General features: G+C 72.4%; 14 protein-coding genes. 12 read left to right on the top strand and 2 right to left on the bottom strand.

Annotated elements, in window-relative coordinates; all coding sequences use genetic code 11:
- The first annotated feature begins 19 nt into the window (after positions 1–19).
- Entirely contained in the window at positions 20–2209 is a 2190-nt protein-coding gene (locus tag HZF07_RS14420) for a 3-hydroxyacyl-CoA dehydrogenase NAD-binding domain-containing protein (RefSeq protein ID WP_157342594.1), read from the top strand.
- Positions 2210–2264: 55 nt separating this feature from the next.
- On the opposite strand, the gene HZF07_RS14415 is transcribed toward HZF07_RS14420, so the two are convergent.
- The gene (locus HZF07_RS14415) at positions 2265–3221 is read right to left on the bottom strand and encodes an SMP-30/gluconolactonase/LRE family protein (protein WP_157342592.1); all 957 of its coding nucleotides are present in this window, start codon (positions 3219–3221) and stop codon (positions 2265–2267) included.
- A 61-nt stretch (positions 3222–3282) separates the two neighbouring features.
- On the opposite strand from HZF07_RS14415, the gene HZF07_RS14410 reads away from it, so the two are divergent.
- The gene (locus tag HZF07_RS14410; protein WP_157342590.1) at positions 3283–4230 is read left to right on the top strand and encodes an ArsR/SmtB family transcription factor; all 948 of its coding nucleotides are present in this window, start codon (positions 3283–3285) and stop codon (positions 4228–4230) included.
- On the opposite strand, the gene HZF07_RS14405 is transcribed toward HZF07_RS14410, so the two are convergent.
- A complete protein-coding gene (locus HZF07_RS14405; protein ID WP_157342588.1) occupies positions 4216–4815 on the bottom strand; it encodes a hypothetical protein in 600 nt (199 codons plus the stop codon). The genes HZF07_RS14410 and HZF07_RS14405 overlap by 15 nt on opposite strands.
- Positions 4816–4885: 70 nt before the next feature.
- Between HZF07_RS14405 and HZF07_RS14400 the strand changes: the two genes are divergently transcribed.
- The 10 genes from HZF07_RS14400 (at position 4886) to HZF07_RS14355 (ending at position 18143) form a co-directional block, all read left to right on the top strand.
- On the top strand, positions 4886–5539 hold the full coding sequence (locus HZF07_RS14400; RefSeq protein ID WP_157342586.1) for a histidine phosphatase family protein: 654 nt from the start codon (positions 4886–4888) through the stop codon (positions 5537–5539).
- Positions 5540–5610: 71 nt separating this feature from the next.
- Positions 5611–8568, top strand: coding sequence for a S8 family peptidase (locus HZF07_RS14395; protein ID WP_157342584.1), 2958 nt, complete (start codon positions 5611–5613; stop codon positions 8566–8568).
- Between the two features lie 130 nt (positions 8569–8698).
- A complete protein-coding gene (locus tag HZF07_RS14390; protein WP_157342582.1) occupies positions 8699–9331 on the top strand; it encodes a TetR/AcrR family transcriptional regulator in 633 nt (210 codons plus the stop codon).
- Positions 9328–10128 (top strand): TIGR03084 family metal-binding protein, encoded by an 801-nt coding sequence (locus HZF07_RS14385; protein ID WP_157342580.1) that lies wholly within the window; start codon positions 9328–9330, stop codon positions 10126–10128. Before HZF07_RS14390 ends, HZF07_RS14385 begins: the two co-directional genes overlap by 4 nt.
- Positions 10125–11816 (top strand): acyclic terpene utilization AtuA family protein, encoded by a 1692-nt coding sequence (locus HZF07_RS14380; RefSeq protein WP_309504749.1) that lies wholly within the window; start codon positions 10125–10127, stop codon positions 11814–11816. Before HZF07_RS14385 ends, HZF07_RS14380 begins: the two co-directional genes overlap by 4 nt.
- Before the next feature lie 148 nt (positions 11817–11964).
- On the top strand, positions 11965–13083 hold the full coding sequence (locus HZF07_RS14375) for an acyl-CoA dehydrogenase family protein (RefSeq protein WP_181645206.1): 1119 nt from the start codon (positions 11965–11967) through the stop codon (positions 13081–13083).
- 8 nt (positions 13084–13091) lie between these two features.
- Positions 13092–13544 carry an SRPBCC family protein gene (locus tag HZF07_RS14370; RefSeq protein WP_157342578.1) on the top strand — a complete coding sequence of 151 codons (453 nt, stop codon included), beginning with the start codon at positions 13092–13094 and terminating at the stop codon, positions 13542–13544.
- Entirely contained in the window at positions 13541–15112 is a 1572-nt protein-coding gene (locus HZF07_RS14365) for an acyl-CoA carboxylase subunit beta (RefSeq protein ID WP_157342576.1), read from the top strand. The genes HZF07_RS14370 and HZF07_RS14365 overlap by 4 nt, the downstream gene beginning before the upstream one ends.
- A complete protein-coding gene (locus HZF07_RS14360; RefSeq protein ID WP_181645205.1) occupies positions 15109–16986 on the top strand; it encodes an acetyl/propionyl/methylcrotonyl-CoA carboxylase subunit alpha in 1878 nt (625 codons plus the stop codon). Before HZF07_RS14365 ends, HZF07_RS14360 begins: the two co-directional genes overlap by 4 nt.
- Positions 16983–18143 (top strand): acyl-CoA dehydrogenase family protein, encoded by a 1161-nt coding sequence (locus tag HZF07_RS14355; RefSeq protein ID WP_181645204.1) that lies wholly within the window; start codon positions 16983–16985, stop codon positions 18141–18143. Before HZF07_RS14360 ends, HZF07_RS14355 begins: the two co-directional genes overlap by 4 nt.
- The last annotated feature ends 4 nt before the right edge of the window (positions 18144–18147 follow it).

Below are 18147 nucleotides of genomic sequence, written 5' to 3'. Positions count from 1 at the left end.
CTAAGGACTTCACAGCCACATGAGCACCACGACTCAGCAGACCGCGGTCCACTACGACCGCGACGCCGACGGCATCGTCACCCTCACGCTCGACGACCCGACGGCCAGTGCCAACACGATGAACGAGCTCTACCTCGAGTCGATGGCCGCCGCGGTGCAGCGGCTCTACGACGAGGTCGACGACGTCACCGGCGTGGTCATCGCCAGCGCGAAGAAGACGTTCTTCGCCGGCGGCAACCTCAAGAACATGGTCCAGACGACCAAGGCCGACGCCGCCTCGGTGTTCGCCATGGGCGAGGCCGTCAAGGCCGGGCTGCGCCGCCTCGAGCTCTACCCGCGCCCGGTCGTCGCCGCGATCAACGGCGCCGCGCTCGGCGGCGGCTTCGAGATCTGCCTGGCCTGCAACCACCGGATCGCCCTCGACGACCGGTCGGTGAAGATCGGCCTGCCGGAGTCGAGCCTCGGCCTGCTCCCCGGCGGCGGCGGCGTCACGCGCGTCGTACGCCTGCTCGGGCTGCAGCAGGGCCTGATGGACGTGCTGCTCCCCGGTACCCAGTTCGCGCCGTCCGCGGCCCAGGAGAAGGGCCTCGTCGACGAGCTCGTCGCGACCCGCGAGGAGCTGGTCCCGGCCGCCAAGGCGTGGATCAAGGCCAACCCGGAGGAAGCCCAGAACCCCTGGGACAAGCGCGGCTACAAGATGCCCGGCGGCACCCCGAAGACCCCGGCACTGGCGGCGTTCCTGCCGGCGTTCCCGGCACTGCTGCGCAAGCAGACCAAGGGCGCGGTCTACCAGGCGCCGCGGGCGATCCTGTCGGCCGCGGTCGAGGGCGCGAGCGTCGACTTCGACACCGCCTCGCGGATCGAGTCGCGCTACCTGACGAACCTCGTCGTCAACCAGGGCTCGAAGAACATGATCCAGGCGTTCTTCTTCGACCTGCAGGCGATCAACGCGGGCAAGCTCCGCCCGCAGGGCATCGAGCCCTACCAGGCGGTCAAGGTCGGCGTGCTCGGCGCCGGCATGATGGGCGCCGGCATCGCCTACTCCTGCGCCCGGGCGGGCATGGAGGTCGTGCTCAAGGACGTCTCGGCCGAGGGCGCCGCCAAGGGCAAGGCCTACTCCGAGGGCCTCAACGCCAAGGCGATCGAGCGCGGCCGGCTCACCCCCGAGAAGTCGCAGGAGCTGCTCGACCGGATCACCCCGACCGCCGACCCCGCCGACCTGGCCGGCTGCGACCTGGTGATCGAGGCCGTCTTCGAGGACCCGTCGCTCAAGCAGCAGGTGTTCGCCGAGATCGCGCCGTACGTCAACAGCGACGCGCTGCTCTGCTCCAACACCTCGACGCTGCCGATCACCGAGCTCGCCACGGGCGTGGACCGGCCGGCCGACTTCATCGGCCTGCACTTCTTCAGCCCGGTCGACAAGATGCCGCTCGTCGAGATCATCAAGGGCAAGGAGACCTCGGACGAGGCGCTCGCCAAGGCCTACGACGTCGTCCAGCAGATCAAGAAGACGCCGATCGTGGTCAACGACAGCCGCGGCTTCTACACCTCGCGGGTCATCGGCACGATGGTCAACGAGGGCCTCGCGATGGTGGCCGAGGGCCAGCAGCCCTACTCCATCGAGCGCGCCGCGACCCAGGCCGGCTACCCCGTCGGCCCGCTGCAGCTCACCGACGAGCTCAACATGCAGCTGATGGCCAAGATCGGCAAGGCGACCAAGGACGCCGCCGAGCGCGAGGGCATCGACTACGAGCCGCACCCGGGCACGCTGGTCGTCGAGAGGATGATCGAGCTCGACCGGCCGTCGCGGCTCAAGGGCGCCGGCTTCTACGAGTACGTCCACGGCAAGCGCGGCTCGGTGTGGTCCGGCCTCGCCGAGCAGTTCCCGATCGCCGACGCCATCCCCTTCCAGGACATGAAGGACCGGATGCTCTTCGCCGAGGCGATCGAGACCGCCAAGTGCTTCGAGGAGGGCGTGATCGAGTCGGCCGCCGCGGCCAACATCGGCTCGATCATGGGCATCGGCTTCCCGGCGATGACCGGTGGCGCCGCCCAGTTCATGCAGGGCTACGAGAACGCCGCGGGCCAGGTCGGCCTCGGCGCGTTCGTGGCCCGTGCCGACGAGCTGGCCGACGCCTACGGCGAGCGCTTCCGCCCCACGGCGTACCTGCGCGAGCTGGCCGCCTCCGGCGGCTCGTTCCCGGCCTGAGCAGCACGCAGCGGCGCCGGCGATCCCCCGTGGTCGCCGGCGCCGCTCGCGTCTCTCAGCGCGCGCAGCCCGGGCTGCGCACCGATGTCACCGACGGCTGGCCGAAGTCGTCCCCGGCGTTGGTGACGTAGAGCGTCGTCCGGGTGGACGGGGTGCGGCCGAAGACGGGGCTCGCGGTGTAGTCGAGCCCGTCGGCGCGGTCGGCGACCACGCACACGTCACCTCGTCGCGTGACCCGGAGCAGCCGGTCGTTGCCGTACGACCCCGCGACCCAGACCTCCCCGGACCGGTCCAACGTCAGCCCGTCGGCGATGGCGAGCAGCTCGGCGTCGTGGGCCACGACCCGGGGCCGACCGACGGGCTCGCCGTGCCGGTCGGTCCCGACCACGCCGACGGTCGCCTGCTCGGAGTTCGTGAACCACACGTCGCCGTCGCGGTCGACGGCCAGCCCGTTGACCCCGATGCCGAGCTCGACCGGCGCGAAGCGGCTGTCGGCCAGCCACGTGGTGACGGCGCCGGACCGGTCGACGGCCCAGATCGTCCCGAGCGCGGAGTCGGCGACGAGCAGGGTGCCGTCGTCGGTGAAGGCCAGGCCGTTGGGGAAGCCGCCCGGATCGGTGGCGGCGAAGAGGGACCACGAGCCGGCGGCGGCGTCGTACCGCCAGACGCCGGTAGGACCGCCGTCGAAGCGCACGACGGCGCCGTACACCTGTTCGTGGGAGTCGAGCGCGAGTCCGAGGAGGTAGCCGGCGCCCTCGGGGAACGCCGGGGCGCCGAGGTCGGCGACGTCGCCGTCGGGCGTGACCCGGGTGAGCTGGCCGGTCGGCGCCATGCCGACGTAGAGCGAGCCGTCGCGAGCGGCGGCGATGCCCTCCGGGTGCTGCCCGGCGGCGTAGTCGAGCGCGACGACGGCGTGCACCTGGCCCGGGCGCGCGTCCGGTGCCGTCGCGACGGCGGGCGCCGCGGTCAGGAGTGCCGCGGCGAGGCTGATGAGGACGGTGGAGGATTTCATGCCGGGACCGTAGGGTCGGCCGTCCCCGTGGACCGATGTGATTCGAGGAAGTGGAAATCGGATGGCCGCCACCGTCGCTCTGGGCCCCGACGCCCCGGGCCGCACGCGGGTCCGGCCCGCCCCCCTGGTCGAGGCGATGCTCGCGCTGCACGTGCTCGCCGAGCCCGGGCACCATCCCGAGCAGCACCCGTTCGTCCGTGAGATGCGGGCCCTGCCGCCGGCCTTCCGGGCCGACCTGGCCAGGCGCCGCGCCACGTTCTCGCACCTGCCCGAGCAGCTGATCAACCCGCATCCGGACCCGACCGCCGACCTGCCCGTGCTGCTCGGCGCCCTGGCCGAGGTCGACGCCGAGGTCGCGGGCCTGGTCGCGGACTTCTGGGACCTCGCGTTCGCCGCGGAGTGGAGCCGGCTGCTGCCGACTCTGGAGCGGGCGGGCGCGGCGATGGCCGCCGAGATCGCCGACACCGGCGTGCTGGCGCTGCTCGACCGGGTGGCGCCGTGGATCGCCGCCCGCCCGGCGCGGCACGAGGTGCAGTTCGGGTGCACCGCCAGCGAGGACGCCGCCGGCCAGGAGCCGATGCTGACCTTCGACGTCCGCGGCCTGCCCGTCACCGTGGTGCCGAGCGCCTTCGCCGCGCCCCACGTCTACGTCGACGTGGAGACCCCGGCCGCCGTCCAGTTCGCGGTCCCCGTGCAGGCCGTCGTGCGGGAGGCGTCGCCGCCGGCCGGGCTGGCCGAGGCACTGCTCGCTTGCGGCAGCGAGGCCCGGCTCCGGCTCCTCCACGCCCTCGCCGAGCGACCGCGCACCGTGCAGGAGCTCGCGCCCATGCTGTCGATGGCGCCGTCGACCGCGTCGCGGCACCTCCAGCGGCTGGCCGAGCACGGGCTCGTCACCAGCGAGCGCGACGGGTGGTACGTGCTCTACCGGGCCTGCCCGGACCGCCTGGAGGAGGTGACGCGGCAGCTCGCCGGGTACGCCGGCGGTCCCCGGCGCTCAGCCCCAGCGTGAGGCGAACCAGGGCTGGCGCAGGTCGTAGAACGTCGCGTCGCGCATGGCGTACTCGAGCTCGGCGCGCACGTCCTCGGGCGGCTCCTGGGTCTCCCCGCCGCGGGCGCTCTGCTCGTCGGTGAACGCCACCGTCTCGGTGAACGTGCCGTCGGGCTCGATCGCCAACGTCGCGCCGATGATCTCCGGGCGCATCCGCTTGAGCTCGGTGGGGTCCGACGTCATCAGGCGGCGCAGCCGCTCGGGGTCGTCCACCTTGCCGCGGATGACCTGGACGAAGCCCGCGTCGTCGGAGCCGCCGTCGAAGAGCAGGGTGACGTCGTCGGAGTCGTGGAACTCCACCGGCCCGTCGAAGGCGGCCATCATCTCCTCGGCCCAGCGTCCCTGCTCGGGTCGCTCGGAGTTGGCCATCGCGGCCTCTCGGTCGCTGAATCGGACGACCGCCACGAAGAGGTCGTCGTCGGTGAATCCGTACGTGCCGCCGAGCCAGCCGTCCGCGCCGGGCCCGAGCTCCTCGGGCCACCGCTCGAGCACGGTGCGCAGCTCGTCGTGACGGGTGCACCTGCCCTGGATGATCTGGATGAACATCCCTCGACCGTAGACCCGGCGGGGTGGTCCGGGCATGGCCCGGATAGGTGATCCGTCTAGCCTGCGGGCCATGGGTCTCCTGCTGCTCGTCCGCCACGGCCAGGCGTCGTTCGGCGCGGACGACTACGACGTGCTGTCCGACGTCGGCTGGGAGCAGGGCCGGCTCCTGGGAGGCTGGCTCCGGGACACCGACGTCGCGCCGGGCGCGGTGGTGCGCGGCGGGATGCGCCGGCACCGCGAGACCGCTGACGCCGCCGGGTGGACGGCGGCCGAGACCGACGCGGGCTGGGACGAGTTCGACCACCTGAGCGTCGTGGAGGCCTACCCCGACCGGCCGTCGGGCGACCTCGACCGCCGCGAGTTCCAGCGGGTCTTCGAGCTCGCCACCGCCCGGTGGTCGGGCGGCACGCACGACCCCGAGTACGCCGAGCCGTGGCCGGCCTTCCGGGACCGCGTGCGGGCGTCGTTCGCCGCCGCGGTCGCCCGGACGGGGTCCGGTGAGACGACCGTCGTCGTGAGCTCGGGCGGGCCGATCGCCGCCGTCTGCGCCGACCTGGTGGACCCCGAGGCCGACGACGCGGCGTACGCCCGGCTCTGGAGCCGCCTCAACACGGTGCTGGTGAACGCCGCGGTGACCAGGGTCGTCGTCGGCGGCACCGGGGCCCGCCTGCTGACCTTCAACGAGCACCCGCACCTGCCGGCCGAGCACGTCACCTACCGCTGAGCCAGTGACGCCGACACGCTCTTGACGGGTTGGTTCGCTACGCGTTGAGTAGCCCGGTGAACATCTCTGGGGTGGCGAGTTCGATCGGTGCACGTGTCCTGACGGTCGGCCTGGTCGCCGCCATGATGGCGGTCGTGGGCAGCAGCGCCCATGCGGCGCCGTCGGGAGACGATCCGTCCACGTCCACCACCTACTCCGCCGGCCGCTACGTCGTGATGCTGCGCGAGCCCGCCGCCGCCAGCTCCCGCACGACCCGGTCGGACGCCGGCCGCTTCGACGCACGGTCGACGAAGGTCGCGGCGTACTCCTCCCACCTCCGGCGCGTCCAGAGCGACGTCGCGGGCGAGTACGGCGCGCGGCCCGTCGACAGCTTCACCGTGGCGGCCAACGGCTTCGTCGCCGACCTCAGCGCCGCCCAGGCGCTCGACCTCGCGACCGACCGCCGGGTGCTGCTCGTCGAGAAGTCGCGCACCCTGCACCTCGACACGTGGCGCTCGCCGGAGTTCCTCGGCCTGTCCGGCACGAGCGGCACGTGGAAGCAGCACGGCAGCCGGGCGAGCGCCGGCTCGGGTGTCGTCGTCGGCGTGCTCGACTCCGGCATCTGGCCGGAGTCGAAGTCGTTCGCCGGCAAGCCGCTCACCAAGAAGCCGAAGACGACGTGGGACATCTCCCGCCACGGCCAGGCGACCCGGATGGAGAAGGTCGACGGCTCGCTCTTCACCGGCCGCTGCGTCGTGGCCGAGCGGTGGACCCGCGCCGACTGCAACACCAAGCTCATCGGTGCGCGCTTCTACCCCGACAGCTTCCTGGAGTCGGTGCCGCGCAGCGAGCTCGCCGACACCGAGCAGATCTCGGCGCGCGACGGCGACGGCCACGGCTCGCACACCGCGAGCACCGCGGCCGGCAACGTCGTCGACGACGTCACCACCGAGCGCCGCGACTTCGGCACCGTCAGCGGCATGGCCCCCGGCGCCCGGGTGGCCGTCTACAAGGTCTGCTGGGAGGCGGCCGACGAGGACCTCAGCGGCTGCAACAACCTCGACTCGGTCGCCGCGATCGAGCAGGCCGTGATCGACGGGGTCGACGTCATCAACTTCTCCGTCGGCGGTGGCGCCAGCCCGACGCTCGACGCGATCGAGCTCGCCTTCGAGGGCGCGGCGGAGGCCGGCATCTTCGTCGCCACCTCGGCCGGCAACTCGGGTCCGGACCCCTCGACGCTCGACCACCCGGCCCCGTGGGTCACCACCGTGGCGGCGTCGACCCACGTGCGGTTCGAGAACACCGTCCTGCTCGGCAACGGCGTCAAGCTCCTGGGCGCCTCCATCGCCACCCGGCCGGTCCCGAAGACCCGCGTCATCGACTCCGCCAAGGCCGCGGCTCCCGGCTCCGAGCCCGGGGACGCCGACCTGTGCGGGCCGAAGTCCCTCGACGCCGGCAAGGTCAAGGGCAAGATCGTGGTCTGCCTGCGCGGCGTCTACGACCGGGTCGCCAAGAGCGCGGAGGTCAAGCGCGCCGGTGGCGTCGCGATGATCCTCGTCAACCCCTCGCCCAACAGCCTCGACGCCGACTTCCACGCGGTGCCGACGATCCACCTCCCCGACACCGACGGCCCCAAGCTCTTCAAGTACCTCGCCAAGGCGTCGCGCCCGGTGGCCTCGTTCCTGGTCGGCAACCAGACCAGGCACGTGACGCCGCTGCCCGTGGTCGCCGGCTTCTCCTCGCGCGGTCCGGTGCTGGTCGCCAACGGCGACCTGCTCAAGCCCGACATCACGGCGCCCGGCGTCAGCGTGCTCGCCGCGGTCGCGCCGCCGGCCAACCAGGGCCGCAAGTACGACCTCTACTCCGGCACCTCGATGGCCTCGCCGCACATCGCCGGCCTGGCGGCCTTCCTGGTGGGCGAGCGTCCCGCGTGGACGCCCATGCAGGTGAAGTCCGCGATGATGACGACCGCGGTGCCGACCCTCGACGACAAGGGCAAGCGGTCGCGCGACGCGCTCGCCCAGGGCGCCGGCCAGGTGACGCCCCGGTCGTTCTTCGACCCCGGTCTCTTCGTCACCTCCGACGCCACGCAGTGGCGCGGGTTCATCACCGCGCAGGGCATCGCGACCGGCGTCCCGGCGCTGGCCGCGAAGAAGGTCAACCTGCCGTCGATGGCCGACGGGGCCGTGACGGCGAAGACGACCTTCCGGCGTACCTTCCGGGCCACCCGGGTCGGGACCTGGAAGATCTCCGCGTCGGTGCCGGGGTTCCGGGTCACCACGACTCCCAAGCGGGTGCGTGCCGACCGCCAGGGCGACCTGATCGGGGTGAAGTTCACCTTCCGGCGCACCGACGCGAAGCTCGGTCGCTACACGCAGGGTGCGGTCACGCTCGACGGGCCGACCACGGTCCGGCTGCCCGTGGCCCTCCAGCCGGTCTCGGTCGACGCGCCGCTCTCCGTCACTGGCACGGCGCCGACCGGCACCGTCACGGTGCCGCTGACCGCCGGGTTCACCGGCGACCTCAGCGTCGCCGCGCACGGCCTCGCGAAGTCCACGACCGTGGCTGGCTCGGTGGCCGCCGCCGCCGACGCGTTCCACTGCGTGACGGTCACGCCGGGGACCACGCTGGCCCGCTTCCGCGCCGACTCCACCGACGACACCGCCGACATCGACCTCGTCGTGCTCGCCTCGAAGAGCTGCAACCCCGACGACGCCGTTGGCGTGGCCGGGCAGTCGGGCACCGCGTCCGGCGACGAGCAGGTCACCCTGCGCGACCCCGATCCTGGCACCTACATCGCCGTGGTCAACGGCTTCTCGGCCGGGACGGCGGGCAGCCCGATCGGGTACGCGTTCGACTTCTGGGACGTCGACCCCAGCGCCGTGGCGGGTGGCCTCCAGGTCAGCCCCAACCCGGTGCCGGTCCGGGCCGGCAAGCAGACGTCGGTCTCGCTCTCGTGGTCCGGCCTCGCTCCCGCCTCGAAGTACCTCGGCTTCCTGTCCTACCAGCGCTCCGGCGACATCACGGTCGTGGAGGTCACCACCCCCTGAGGCGGGATACCCAGCGACGATGTGGTCGTTCCCGGGGCGCGGGAGCAACCAGTACGTCGCTGGATATCCCGGCGGAGCACCAAAAAAGTCAGGCTTGACTGTTTGTTAGTCGGGCGGGCAGGCTGGGGGCATGCCGACGACGACCACCCGCGTGCCGCAGGAGGAGCGGACCCGGGTGATGCGGTCCCGGCTGCTGGACGCCACGGTCGAGTGCCTGGTCGAGCGCGGCTTCGCCGGCACCTCGACCACGCTGGTCTCCGAGCGGGCGGGCGTGAGCCGCGGGGCGCAGCTGCACCACTTCCCGACCAAGAACGACCTCGTGGTGGCCGCGGTCGAGCACCTGACCGAGAAGCGCGGCGCGGAGCTCGCCGAGGCGGCGGCGGCGCTGCCCGACGGCCCGCGGCACACCCGCGCGGTCCTCGCGATGCTCGCCGACCACTTCACCGGCGCGGTCTTCGCGGCCGCGCTGGAGCTGTGGGTCGCCGCCCGCACCGACGAGTCGCTGCTGGCGGCCGTCGAGCCGCTGGAGCAGCGCATCGGCCGGGAGATCCACCGGATCACGGTCGACCTGCTCGGCGTCGACGAGTCCCTGCCCGGCAACCGCGAGCTCGTGCAGGCCACGCTCGACCTGGTCCGGGGGCTCGGCCTGGCCAGCACGATCACCGACGACAGCCGACGGCGCGCGGCGATCCTGGACCGCTGGTCCGAGGTGCTCGAGCACGCGCTGCACCACCCGGACGACACCGACGGAGACCAGTCATGACGCTGCTCGACGCCCTGCTCGACGACCTGACGGTCGAGGGTGACCGGCTCTGGGCCACCGTCTCCGGCCTCGACGCCGACGGCTGGGCGGCCCCCACCCCCGCCGCCGGGTGGACCGTCGCCACCCAGGTCGCCCACGTGCTCTGGACCGACGAGGTCGCCGTGCTCGCCGCCGGCGCCCGCACGCCCGAGGGCAAGGACGCCTGGGACGCGGTCGTGCTCGACGCGATCAACGACCCGACCGGCTTCATCGACCAGCAGGCGCACGAGGTCGCCCGGCTCGCCCCCGAGGCGCTGCTGGCCCGGTGGGGCGCCGCGCGCGAGGCCCTGCGGACCGCGCTGCGCGAGTACCCGGCCGGCGAGAGGATGCCGTGGTTCGGCCCGCCGATGTCGCCGGCCTCGATGGTCACCGCCCGCTTCATGGAGACCTGGGCACACGCGCTCGACGTCTACGACGCGCTCGGCATCGAGCCGGAGCGCAGCGACCGCGTCCGGCACGTCGCCCACCTCGGCGTACGCACCCGCGGCTTCGCGTTCTCGGTGCACGAGCTCGAGCCGCCGGCCGACGAGTTCCGGATCGACCTCGTCGCCCCGTCCGGCGAGGTGTGGTCGTGGGGTCCGGAGGACGCCGCGCAGACCGTCACCGGCTCGGCGTGGGACTTCTGCCTGCTGGTCACCCAGCGGGTGCACCGCGACGACACGGACCTGGTGGCGACCGGCGCGGACGCCGAGCGGTGGCTGACGATCGCGCAGGCGTTCGCCGGCCCGGCCGGTGAGGGGCGGGAGAAGCAGGCGTGAGGATCGGCAACTGCTCCGGCTTCTACGGCGACCGGCTCTCCGCGATGCGGGAGATGCTCGAGGGCGGCCAGCTCGACTACCTGACCGGCGACTACCTCGCTGAGCTGACGATGCTCATCCTCGGCAAGGACACGATGAAGGACGCCTCGCTGGGCTACGCGAAGACCTTCGTCCGCCAGGTCGAGGACTGCCTCGGCCTCGCGCTCGAGCGCGGCGTCAAGATCGTCAGCAACGCCGGCGGCCTCAACCCCGCCGGCCTCGCCGACAAGCTACGCGAGGTCGCGTCCGGTCTCGGGCTCGACCCGGCGATCGCGCACGTCGAGGGCGACGACGTCCGCGCGCTCGGTTTCGCCGACGCACTGACCGCCAACGCCTACCTCGGCGGCTTCGGCATCGCGGCGGCCCTGCAGGCCGGCGCCGACATCGTCGTCACCGGGCGCGTGACGGACGCGTCCCTGGTCGTCGGACCGGCGGTCGCCCACCATGGCTGGACGCCGACGTCCTACGACGAGCTCGCCGGCGCCGTCGTCGCCGGGCACGTGCTCGAGTGCGGCTGCCAGGCGACCGGCGGCAACTTCTCCGGCTTCCGCTCGCTGCCACACACCGGTCAACCGTTGGGTTTCCCGCTGGCGGAGATCGCCGCCGACGGCAGCAGCGTGATCACCAAGCACGACGGCACGGGCGGCGCGGTCACCGTCGACACCGTCACCGCGCAGTTGCTCTACGAGATCCAGTCCACGCGCTACCTCAACCCCGACGTCACCACGCTCCTCGACACGGTCGAGCTGAGCCAGGCCGGTCCGGACCGCGTGTCGATCACCGGCGTCCGGGGGGAGGCGCCGCCCGAGCGGCTCAAGGTCTGCGTCAACGAGCTCGGCGGGTTCCGCAACACCGTCGAGCTCGTGCTCACCGGCCTCGACATCGACGCCAAGGCCGACTGGGTGCGCGAGCAGCTGGCGCCCGCGCTCACTGCCGCCGAGGTCACCTGGACCCGCTCGGCCCTGCCGCCCCTCGACGCCGACACCGAGGAGGGCGCCTCCGCGCTGCTGCGCTGCACGGTCAAGGACGCCAAGCCCGACCCGGTCGGCCGCGGGTTCACCGCCGCCGCGGTCGAGCTCGCGCTGGCGTCGTACCCCGGCTTCACGATGACCGCGCCGCCGGCCGCGCCCACGCCCTTCGGCATCTACCGGGCGGAGTACGTCGACCGCTCGGCCGTCACGCACACGGTCGTGCACGCCGACGGCCGGAGGGAGGTCGTCCCCGATCCGCCGGAGCGCTCCTCCGCCGACCCGGCCGCGGGACGGCGCCCGTCGCCGTACCCCGCGCGCCCCGACTCGCTGACCCGCCGCGCGCCGCTCGGCTCGTTCGTCCACGCACGGTCCGGCGACAAGGGCGGCGACGCGAACCTCGGCCTCTGGGTGGTGCACGACGGGTCGGAGCAGTACGACGCCCGGGTCACCTGGCTCGCCAAGCTGATCACGCCCCGCAAGGTGCGGGAGCTGGTCCCGGAGGCGGCCGACCTCGACGTCGAGGTGCACGTGCTGCCCAACCTCGGCGGCGTCAACGTGCTGATCCGCGGCCTGCTCGGGGACGGCGTCGCCGCCTCCACCCGCTTCGACCCGCAGGCGAAGGGGCTGGGCGAGTGGGTCCGGTCCCGCATGGTCAACATCCAGGAGGACCTCCTGTGAGCCGGGGTGCTGCGTTGCTGGCGCGAGGGCGGCGGCGTTTCATCAAGGGATGCGGTTCGAGCCGCGCTTCCCTCGACGAGCTCGTCCAGGGAAGCGCGGGTTCACCGTCATCCCTTGATGAAACCGCGGGAGCGCGAGGGGGCACGACGTGAGCGATCTCAGGGACCTGGGAGCCGAGTTCGTGCGCCGCGAGGTCGTCGACCACCTCCAGGAGTGGGAGGACGCCGGCGAGGTCCCGCGCGAGCTGCACCGGGCGGCCGCCAAGCAGGGTCTGCTCGGCATCTCCTTCCCCGAGGACGTCGGCGGCGAGGGCGGCGACGTGCTCGACACCGTCGACCTCCAGGAGGGGATGCTCGGCGCGGGCGCGTCGTCTGGCCTGATGGCCGCGCTGTTCACCGGCGGCATCGCCCTGCCGCACATCGTGGCCTCCGGCGACGCCGACCTGGTCGACCGCTTCGTCCGACCGACGCTGGCCGGGGAGAAGATCGGCGCGCTCGGCATCACCGAGCCCGGCGGCGGCTCCGACGTGGGCGGCATCCGCACGACCGCCGTCCGCCAGGGCGACGAGTACGTCGTCAACGGCGCCAAGACGTTCATCACCAGCGGGGTGCGCGCGGACTTCGTCACCACCGCGGTGCGCACCGGCGGCCCCGGTGCCGGCGGGGTGAGCCTGCTGGTGGTCGAGAAGGGCACGCCGGGCTTCACCGTCGACCGGTCGCTGCGCAAGATGGGCTGGCACTGCTCCGACACCGCCGAGCTGTCGTTCGTCGACGCGCGGGTCCCGGTCGGCAACCTGGTCGGCGAGGAGGGCAGCGGGTTCGCGCAGATCGCGCAGCAGTTCGTGGTCGAGCGGCTGGCCCTCGCGGTGCACGCCTACGGGATCGCCGGCCGCTCGCTCGAGCTGACCGCGACGTACTGCCGCGACCGCGACACGTTCGGCAAGCCGCTGGTCAGCCGGCAGGTCGTGCGGCACAAGCTCGTCGAGATGCGCCGCCAGGTCGAGGTCGCGCGCACCTACACCCGCGAGGTCGCCCGCCGGCACGCCACCGGCGAGATGGTGATCGCCGAGGCCTGCTTGGCGAAGCAGACCGCGGTCGACTGCGCGACGTACGTCTGCGACCAGGCCGTCCAGCTGCACGGCGGGACGGGATACATGCACGGGACCGAGGTGGAGCGGCACTACCGCGACGCCCGGATCCTGCCGATCGGAGGAGGGGCGAGCGAAGTGCTGGCCGATCTCGCAGCCAAGCTGCTGGGCTACGCGTGAGGGGCTCCATGTCCGGTGAGGTGAGCCTCCGGATGGACGCGCCGCCCGAGAAGGTGTGGGCGCTGGTCTCGGACGTGACGCGCATCGGCGAGTTCTCGCCCGAGACGTTCGAGGCACGCTGGTCGCGCGGCTCGACCGGCCCCGAGGTGGGCGCCTACTTCAAGGGCCACGTGAAGCGCAACGGCGTCGGCCCGACGTACTGGACGCCCTGCCAGGTGACGGCCTGCGTGCCGGGCGAGGTCTTCGAGTTCCGGGTCGGCACCGAGGAGGTGCCGATCAACAACTGGGGCTACCGCATCGAGCCCGACGGCGACGGGTCGCTCGTCACCGAGTACTTCCGCCTCGAGCCCAAGCCCTACCTGCGGTTCTACTGGCTGGTGCTCGGCGCACTGCGCGGCCGCACCAACGAGCGCGGCATGCGCACCACCCTCGAACGGATGAAGGAGGTCGTCGAGGCATGAGCGACAACCGGACGGCGATGCTGGAGAAGCTCGCCGACCTCGACGCCGAGCACGCCAAGGCGGTGGCCGGCGGTGGCGAGCGTTCGATCGCCCGGCACCACGGCCGCGGCAAGCTGCTGCCCCGCGAGCGGATCGAGCTGCTCGTCGACGAGGGCTCGGCCTTCCTGGAGCTCTCGCCGCTGGCCGGCTGGGGCTCGGACTTCACCGTCGGCGCCTCGGTGGTCACGGGCATCGGGGTGATCGAGGGCGTCGAGTGCATGATCACGGCCAACGACCCGACGGTGAAGGGCGGCGCCTCCAACCCGTGGACGGTGAAGAAGATCTTCCGGGCCTCGCAGATCGCGGAGGAGAACGGCCTGCCGACGGTGTCGCTGGTGGAGTCCGGCGGCGCGGACCTGCCCACCCAGAAGGAGATCTTCATCCCGGGCGGCAAGCTCTTCCGCGACATCACCCGGGCGTCGGCGCGCAAGGAGCCCACGGTCGCGCTGGTCTTCGGCAACTCCACCGCCGGTGGCGCCTACGTGCCCGGCATGTCCGACTACACGGTGATGGTCAAGGAGCAGGCCAAGGTCTTCCTCGGCGGCCCGCCGCTGGTGAAGATGGCGACGGGCGAGGAGTCCGACGACGAGTCGCTCGGCGGCGCCGAGATGCACGCGCGGACGTCGGGTCTCGCCGACTACCTCGCCGAGGACGAGCACGACGCGATCCGGATCGGGCGGCGGATCGTCGCGCGCCTCAACTGGCGCAAGGCGACCGCGGCCCCGACCTCGTGGGCCGAGCCCGACGAGGACCCGGAGGGCCTGCTCGAACTGATCCCGAGCGACCTCAAGGAGCCGTTCGACCCTCGCGAGGTGATCCGGCGGGTCTGCGACGGGGTCTCGGCCACCAACGGCGTGGTGTTCGACGAGTTCAAGCCGCTCTACGGCACCTCTCTGGTGACCGGCTGGGCCAGGCTGCACGGCCGGCCGATCGGCATCCTCGCCAACGCCCAGGGCGTGCTGTTCAGCGCGGAGGCGCAGAAGGCGACCCAGTTCGTGCAGCTCGCCAACCAGACCGACACCCCGCTGCTCTTCCTGCACAACACCACCGGCTACATGGTCGGCAAGGACTACGAGCAGGGCGGGATCATCAAGCACGGCGCGATGATGATCAACGCGATCAGCAACTCCACGGTCCCGCACCTGAGCGTGATCATGGGCGCGTCGTACGGCGCCGGCAACTACGGCATGAATGGCCGCGCGTTCGACCCGCGCTTCCTCTTCACCTGGCCGTCCGCCAAGTCCGCGGTGATGGGCCCCGCCCAGCTCGCGGGGGTCCTCGAGATCGTCGCCCAGCAGTCGGCGGAGTCGAAGGGTCAGCCGTTCGACGCGGAGGGGTTCCAGGGCGTCAAGGCGATGATCGAGGCCTCGGTCGAGGAGCAGTCGCTTCCGCACTTCCTGTCCGGGATGGTCTACGACGACGGCGTCATCGACCCGCGCGACACCCGCACGATCCTCGGCATCTGCCTCTCCGTCATCGAGAACCAGCCCGTCGTGGGCACCGACCGATTCGGGGTGTTCCGACCGTGATCTCCAGACTGCTCGTCGCCAACCGGGCCGAGATCGCCTCGCGCGTCTTCCGGACCTGCCGGGCCCTCGGGATCGAGACCGTGGCGATCCACTCGGACGGCGACGCCGGCCTGCCCTACGTGCGCGAGGCCGACCACGCCGTACGCCTGCCGGGCAACGCGCCGTCGGACACCTACCTGCGGACCGACCTGGTGCTGGACGCCGTGCGGCGGTCCGGGGCCGACGCGGTCCACCCGGGCTACGGGTTCCTGTCCGAGAACGCCGACTTCGCGCGAGCGGTCGTCGACGCCGGACTGACCTGGGTCGGCCCGAGCCCCGAGTCGATCGAGCGGATGGGCTCCAAGATCGAGGCCAAGAAGCTGATGAAGGCGGCCGGCGTCCCGGTGCTCGACGCGCCCGACGAACCGACCGGGGCCGATCTGCCGCTGCTCGTCAAGGCCTCCGCGGGCGGCGGTGGGCGCGGCATGCGCGTCGTGCGACGACTCGAGGACCTGGCCGGCGAGATCGCGAAGGCGGAGGCCGAGGCGCTGTCCGCGTTCGGCGACGGCACGGTCTTCGTCGAGCCGTACGTCGAGCGCGGAAGGCACGTCGAGGTCCAGGTCGTCGACTCGGTCGTCTACGGCGAGCGCGACTGCTCGCTGCAGCGCCGCCACCAGAAGGTGGTGGAGGAGGCCCCCGCGCCCGGCCTGAGCGACGAGGTGCGCAGCGCGCTGCACGAGGCCGCGCGCACGGCGGCCGAGGCGATCGACTACCGCGGCGCCGGCACGGTCGAGTTCCTCTACGACCCGGCGAGCGAGCGGTTCTGGTTCCTGGAGATGAACACCCGGCTCCAGGTCGAGCACCCGGTCACCGAGGCGGTGCACGGCGTCGACCTCGTGCGGCTGCAGATCGCCTCGGCGGAAGGCGGACTCGAGACCGGCGCCAGCGCGCCCTCCTCGACCACCGTGAACGGCCACGCGATCGAGGTACGCCTCTACGCCGAGGACCCGGCCGCCGACTACCAGCCGCAGAGCGGGACGCTGACGACGTTCGAGATCCCGCTGGAGGAGGGGATCCGCGTCGACGCGGGCTTCGAGTCCGGCAGCGAGGTGTCGACGCACTACGACGCGATGCTGGCCAAGGTGATCGCGCACGCGCCGAGCCGGGAGGCTGCGGCGCGCAAGCTCGCGGGCGTCCTGGGTCGGGCGCGGATCCACGGGCTGGTGACGAACCGTGACCTGCTGGTGGGCATCCTGCGCGACCCGCGGTTCCTGTCCGGGGAGGTGAGCACCGACTTCTTGGGTGGTTTCGAGACCGGACTTCGTCCCACCTCGACCGCCGACGCGGCGGTCGCCGCGGCGATCGCGCTGGCCGAGCGGGCCAAGGAAGCGCGGACGGTCCAGCGCGGCATCCCGGTCGCCTGGCGCAACGTCGTCTCCCAGCCGCAGCGCACGGTCTTCGAGGAGGCCACGGTCGAGTGGTACGGGGCTTACGCCGTTGACGGCCACGAGGTGGTCGCCGCGAGCCCGACCGAGGTGACGCTCGAGACCGACGGCGTGCGCACGACGTACGCGATCACGGTCAACGGCGGGGCTGTCGACGTCGACAGCGCTCGCGGGCACGTCCGGCTGACCCGGGTCCCGCGGTTCGTCGACCCGGCCGAGCAGGTCGCCAGCGGCAGCCTGCTGGCCCCGATGCCCGGCACGGTCGTCAGCGTCGCCGTCGAGGCCGGGCAGCAGGTCGAGGCCGGCCAGCAGGTGCTGGTGCTCGAGGCCATGAAGATGCAGCACACCGTGAGCGCGCCGTACGCCGGCGTGGTCACGGAGATCGACGTGAAGCCCGGCGCGCAGGTCGCCGCCGGTGAGGTCCTAGCCGTGGTGGAGGAGACAGCGTGAGCACGTTCAGCGAGTCCGAGGAGCGCCAGGAGCTGCGCAAGGCCGTGGCCAGGCTGGCCGGGAAGTACGGCCGCGAGTGGTTCACCGAGAAGGCCCGCGCCGGCGAGAAGACCACCGAGCTCTGGCTCGAGATCGGCAAGAACGGCTACCTCGGCATCAACATCCCCGAGGAGTACGGCGGCGGGGGCGGCGGCATCGGCGACATCGCGGCGGTCTGCGAGGAGCTCGCCGCCCAGGGTTGCCCGCTGCTGCTCATGGTCGTCAGCCCGGCGATCTGCGGCACGATCATCACCCGCTACGGCACCGACGAGCAGAAGCAGCGCTGGCTGCCCGGCATCTGCGACGGCACCTCGACGATGGCCTTCGCGATCACCGAGCCCGACGCCGGCACCAACACCCACAACATCACCACCACCGCCCGCAAGGACGGCAGCGAGTGGGTGCTCAACGGCCGCAAGGTCTACATCTCCGGGGTCGACGAGGCCGACAACGTCCTCGTCGTCGCCCGGGCCGAGGACGCCCGGACCGGCAAGGTGAAGCCGGTGCTGTTCGTCGTCCCCACGGACGCCCCGGGCTTCGAGTACAAGCACATCCCCATGGAGATCGTCAGCCCGGAGCTGCAGTTCCAGGTCTTCCTCGACGACGTCCGGCTGCCCGGCGACGCGCTGGTCGGCGACGAGGACGGCGGCCTCGTGCAGCTCTTCGCCGGCCTCAACCCCGAGCGGATCATGGCCGCGTCGTTCTCGACCGGGCTGGCCCGCTACGCGATCGGCAAGGCCGCGGCGTACGCCAAGGAGCGCACGGTCTTCAAGGACGCGATCGGCGCCCACCAGGCGGTCGCGCACCCGCTCGCGCAGGTGCACATCGAGACCGAGATGGCGCGGCTGATGACCCAGAAGGCGGCCGCGCTCTACGACGCCGGTGACGACTTCGGCGCCGGCGAGGCCGCCAACATGGCCAAGTACGCCGCTGCCGAGGCGGCCTGCAACGCCGCCGACGCCGCGGTGCAGACCCACGGCGGCAACGGCATCACCCAGGAGTACGGCGTCGCCGGGCTGCTCGTCGCCACCCGCGCCGGCCGGATCGCCCCGGTCAGCCGGGAGATGATCCTCAATTTCGTGGCCATGCACTCGCTGGGGCTGCCCAAGTCGTACTGAAGGT

This window comes from Nocardioides agri (assembly GCF_013778305.1).
GTDB classification, from domain to species: Bacteria; Actinomycetota; Actinomycetes; order Propionibacteriales; family Nocardioidaceae; genus Nocardioides; species Nocardioides agri.
Note: the sequence above shows the minus strand (reverse complement) of the source record. Positions and strands in the feature narration are given on the sequence as shown.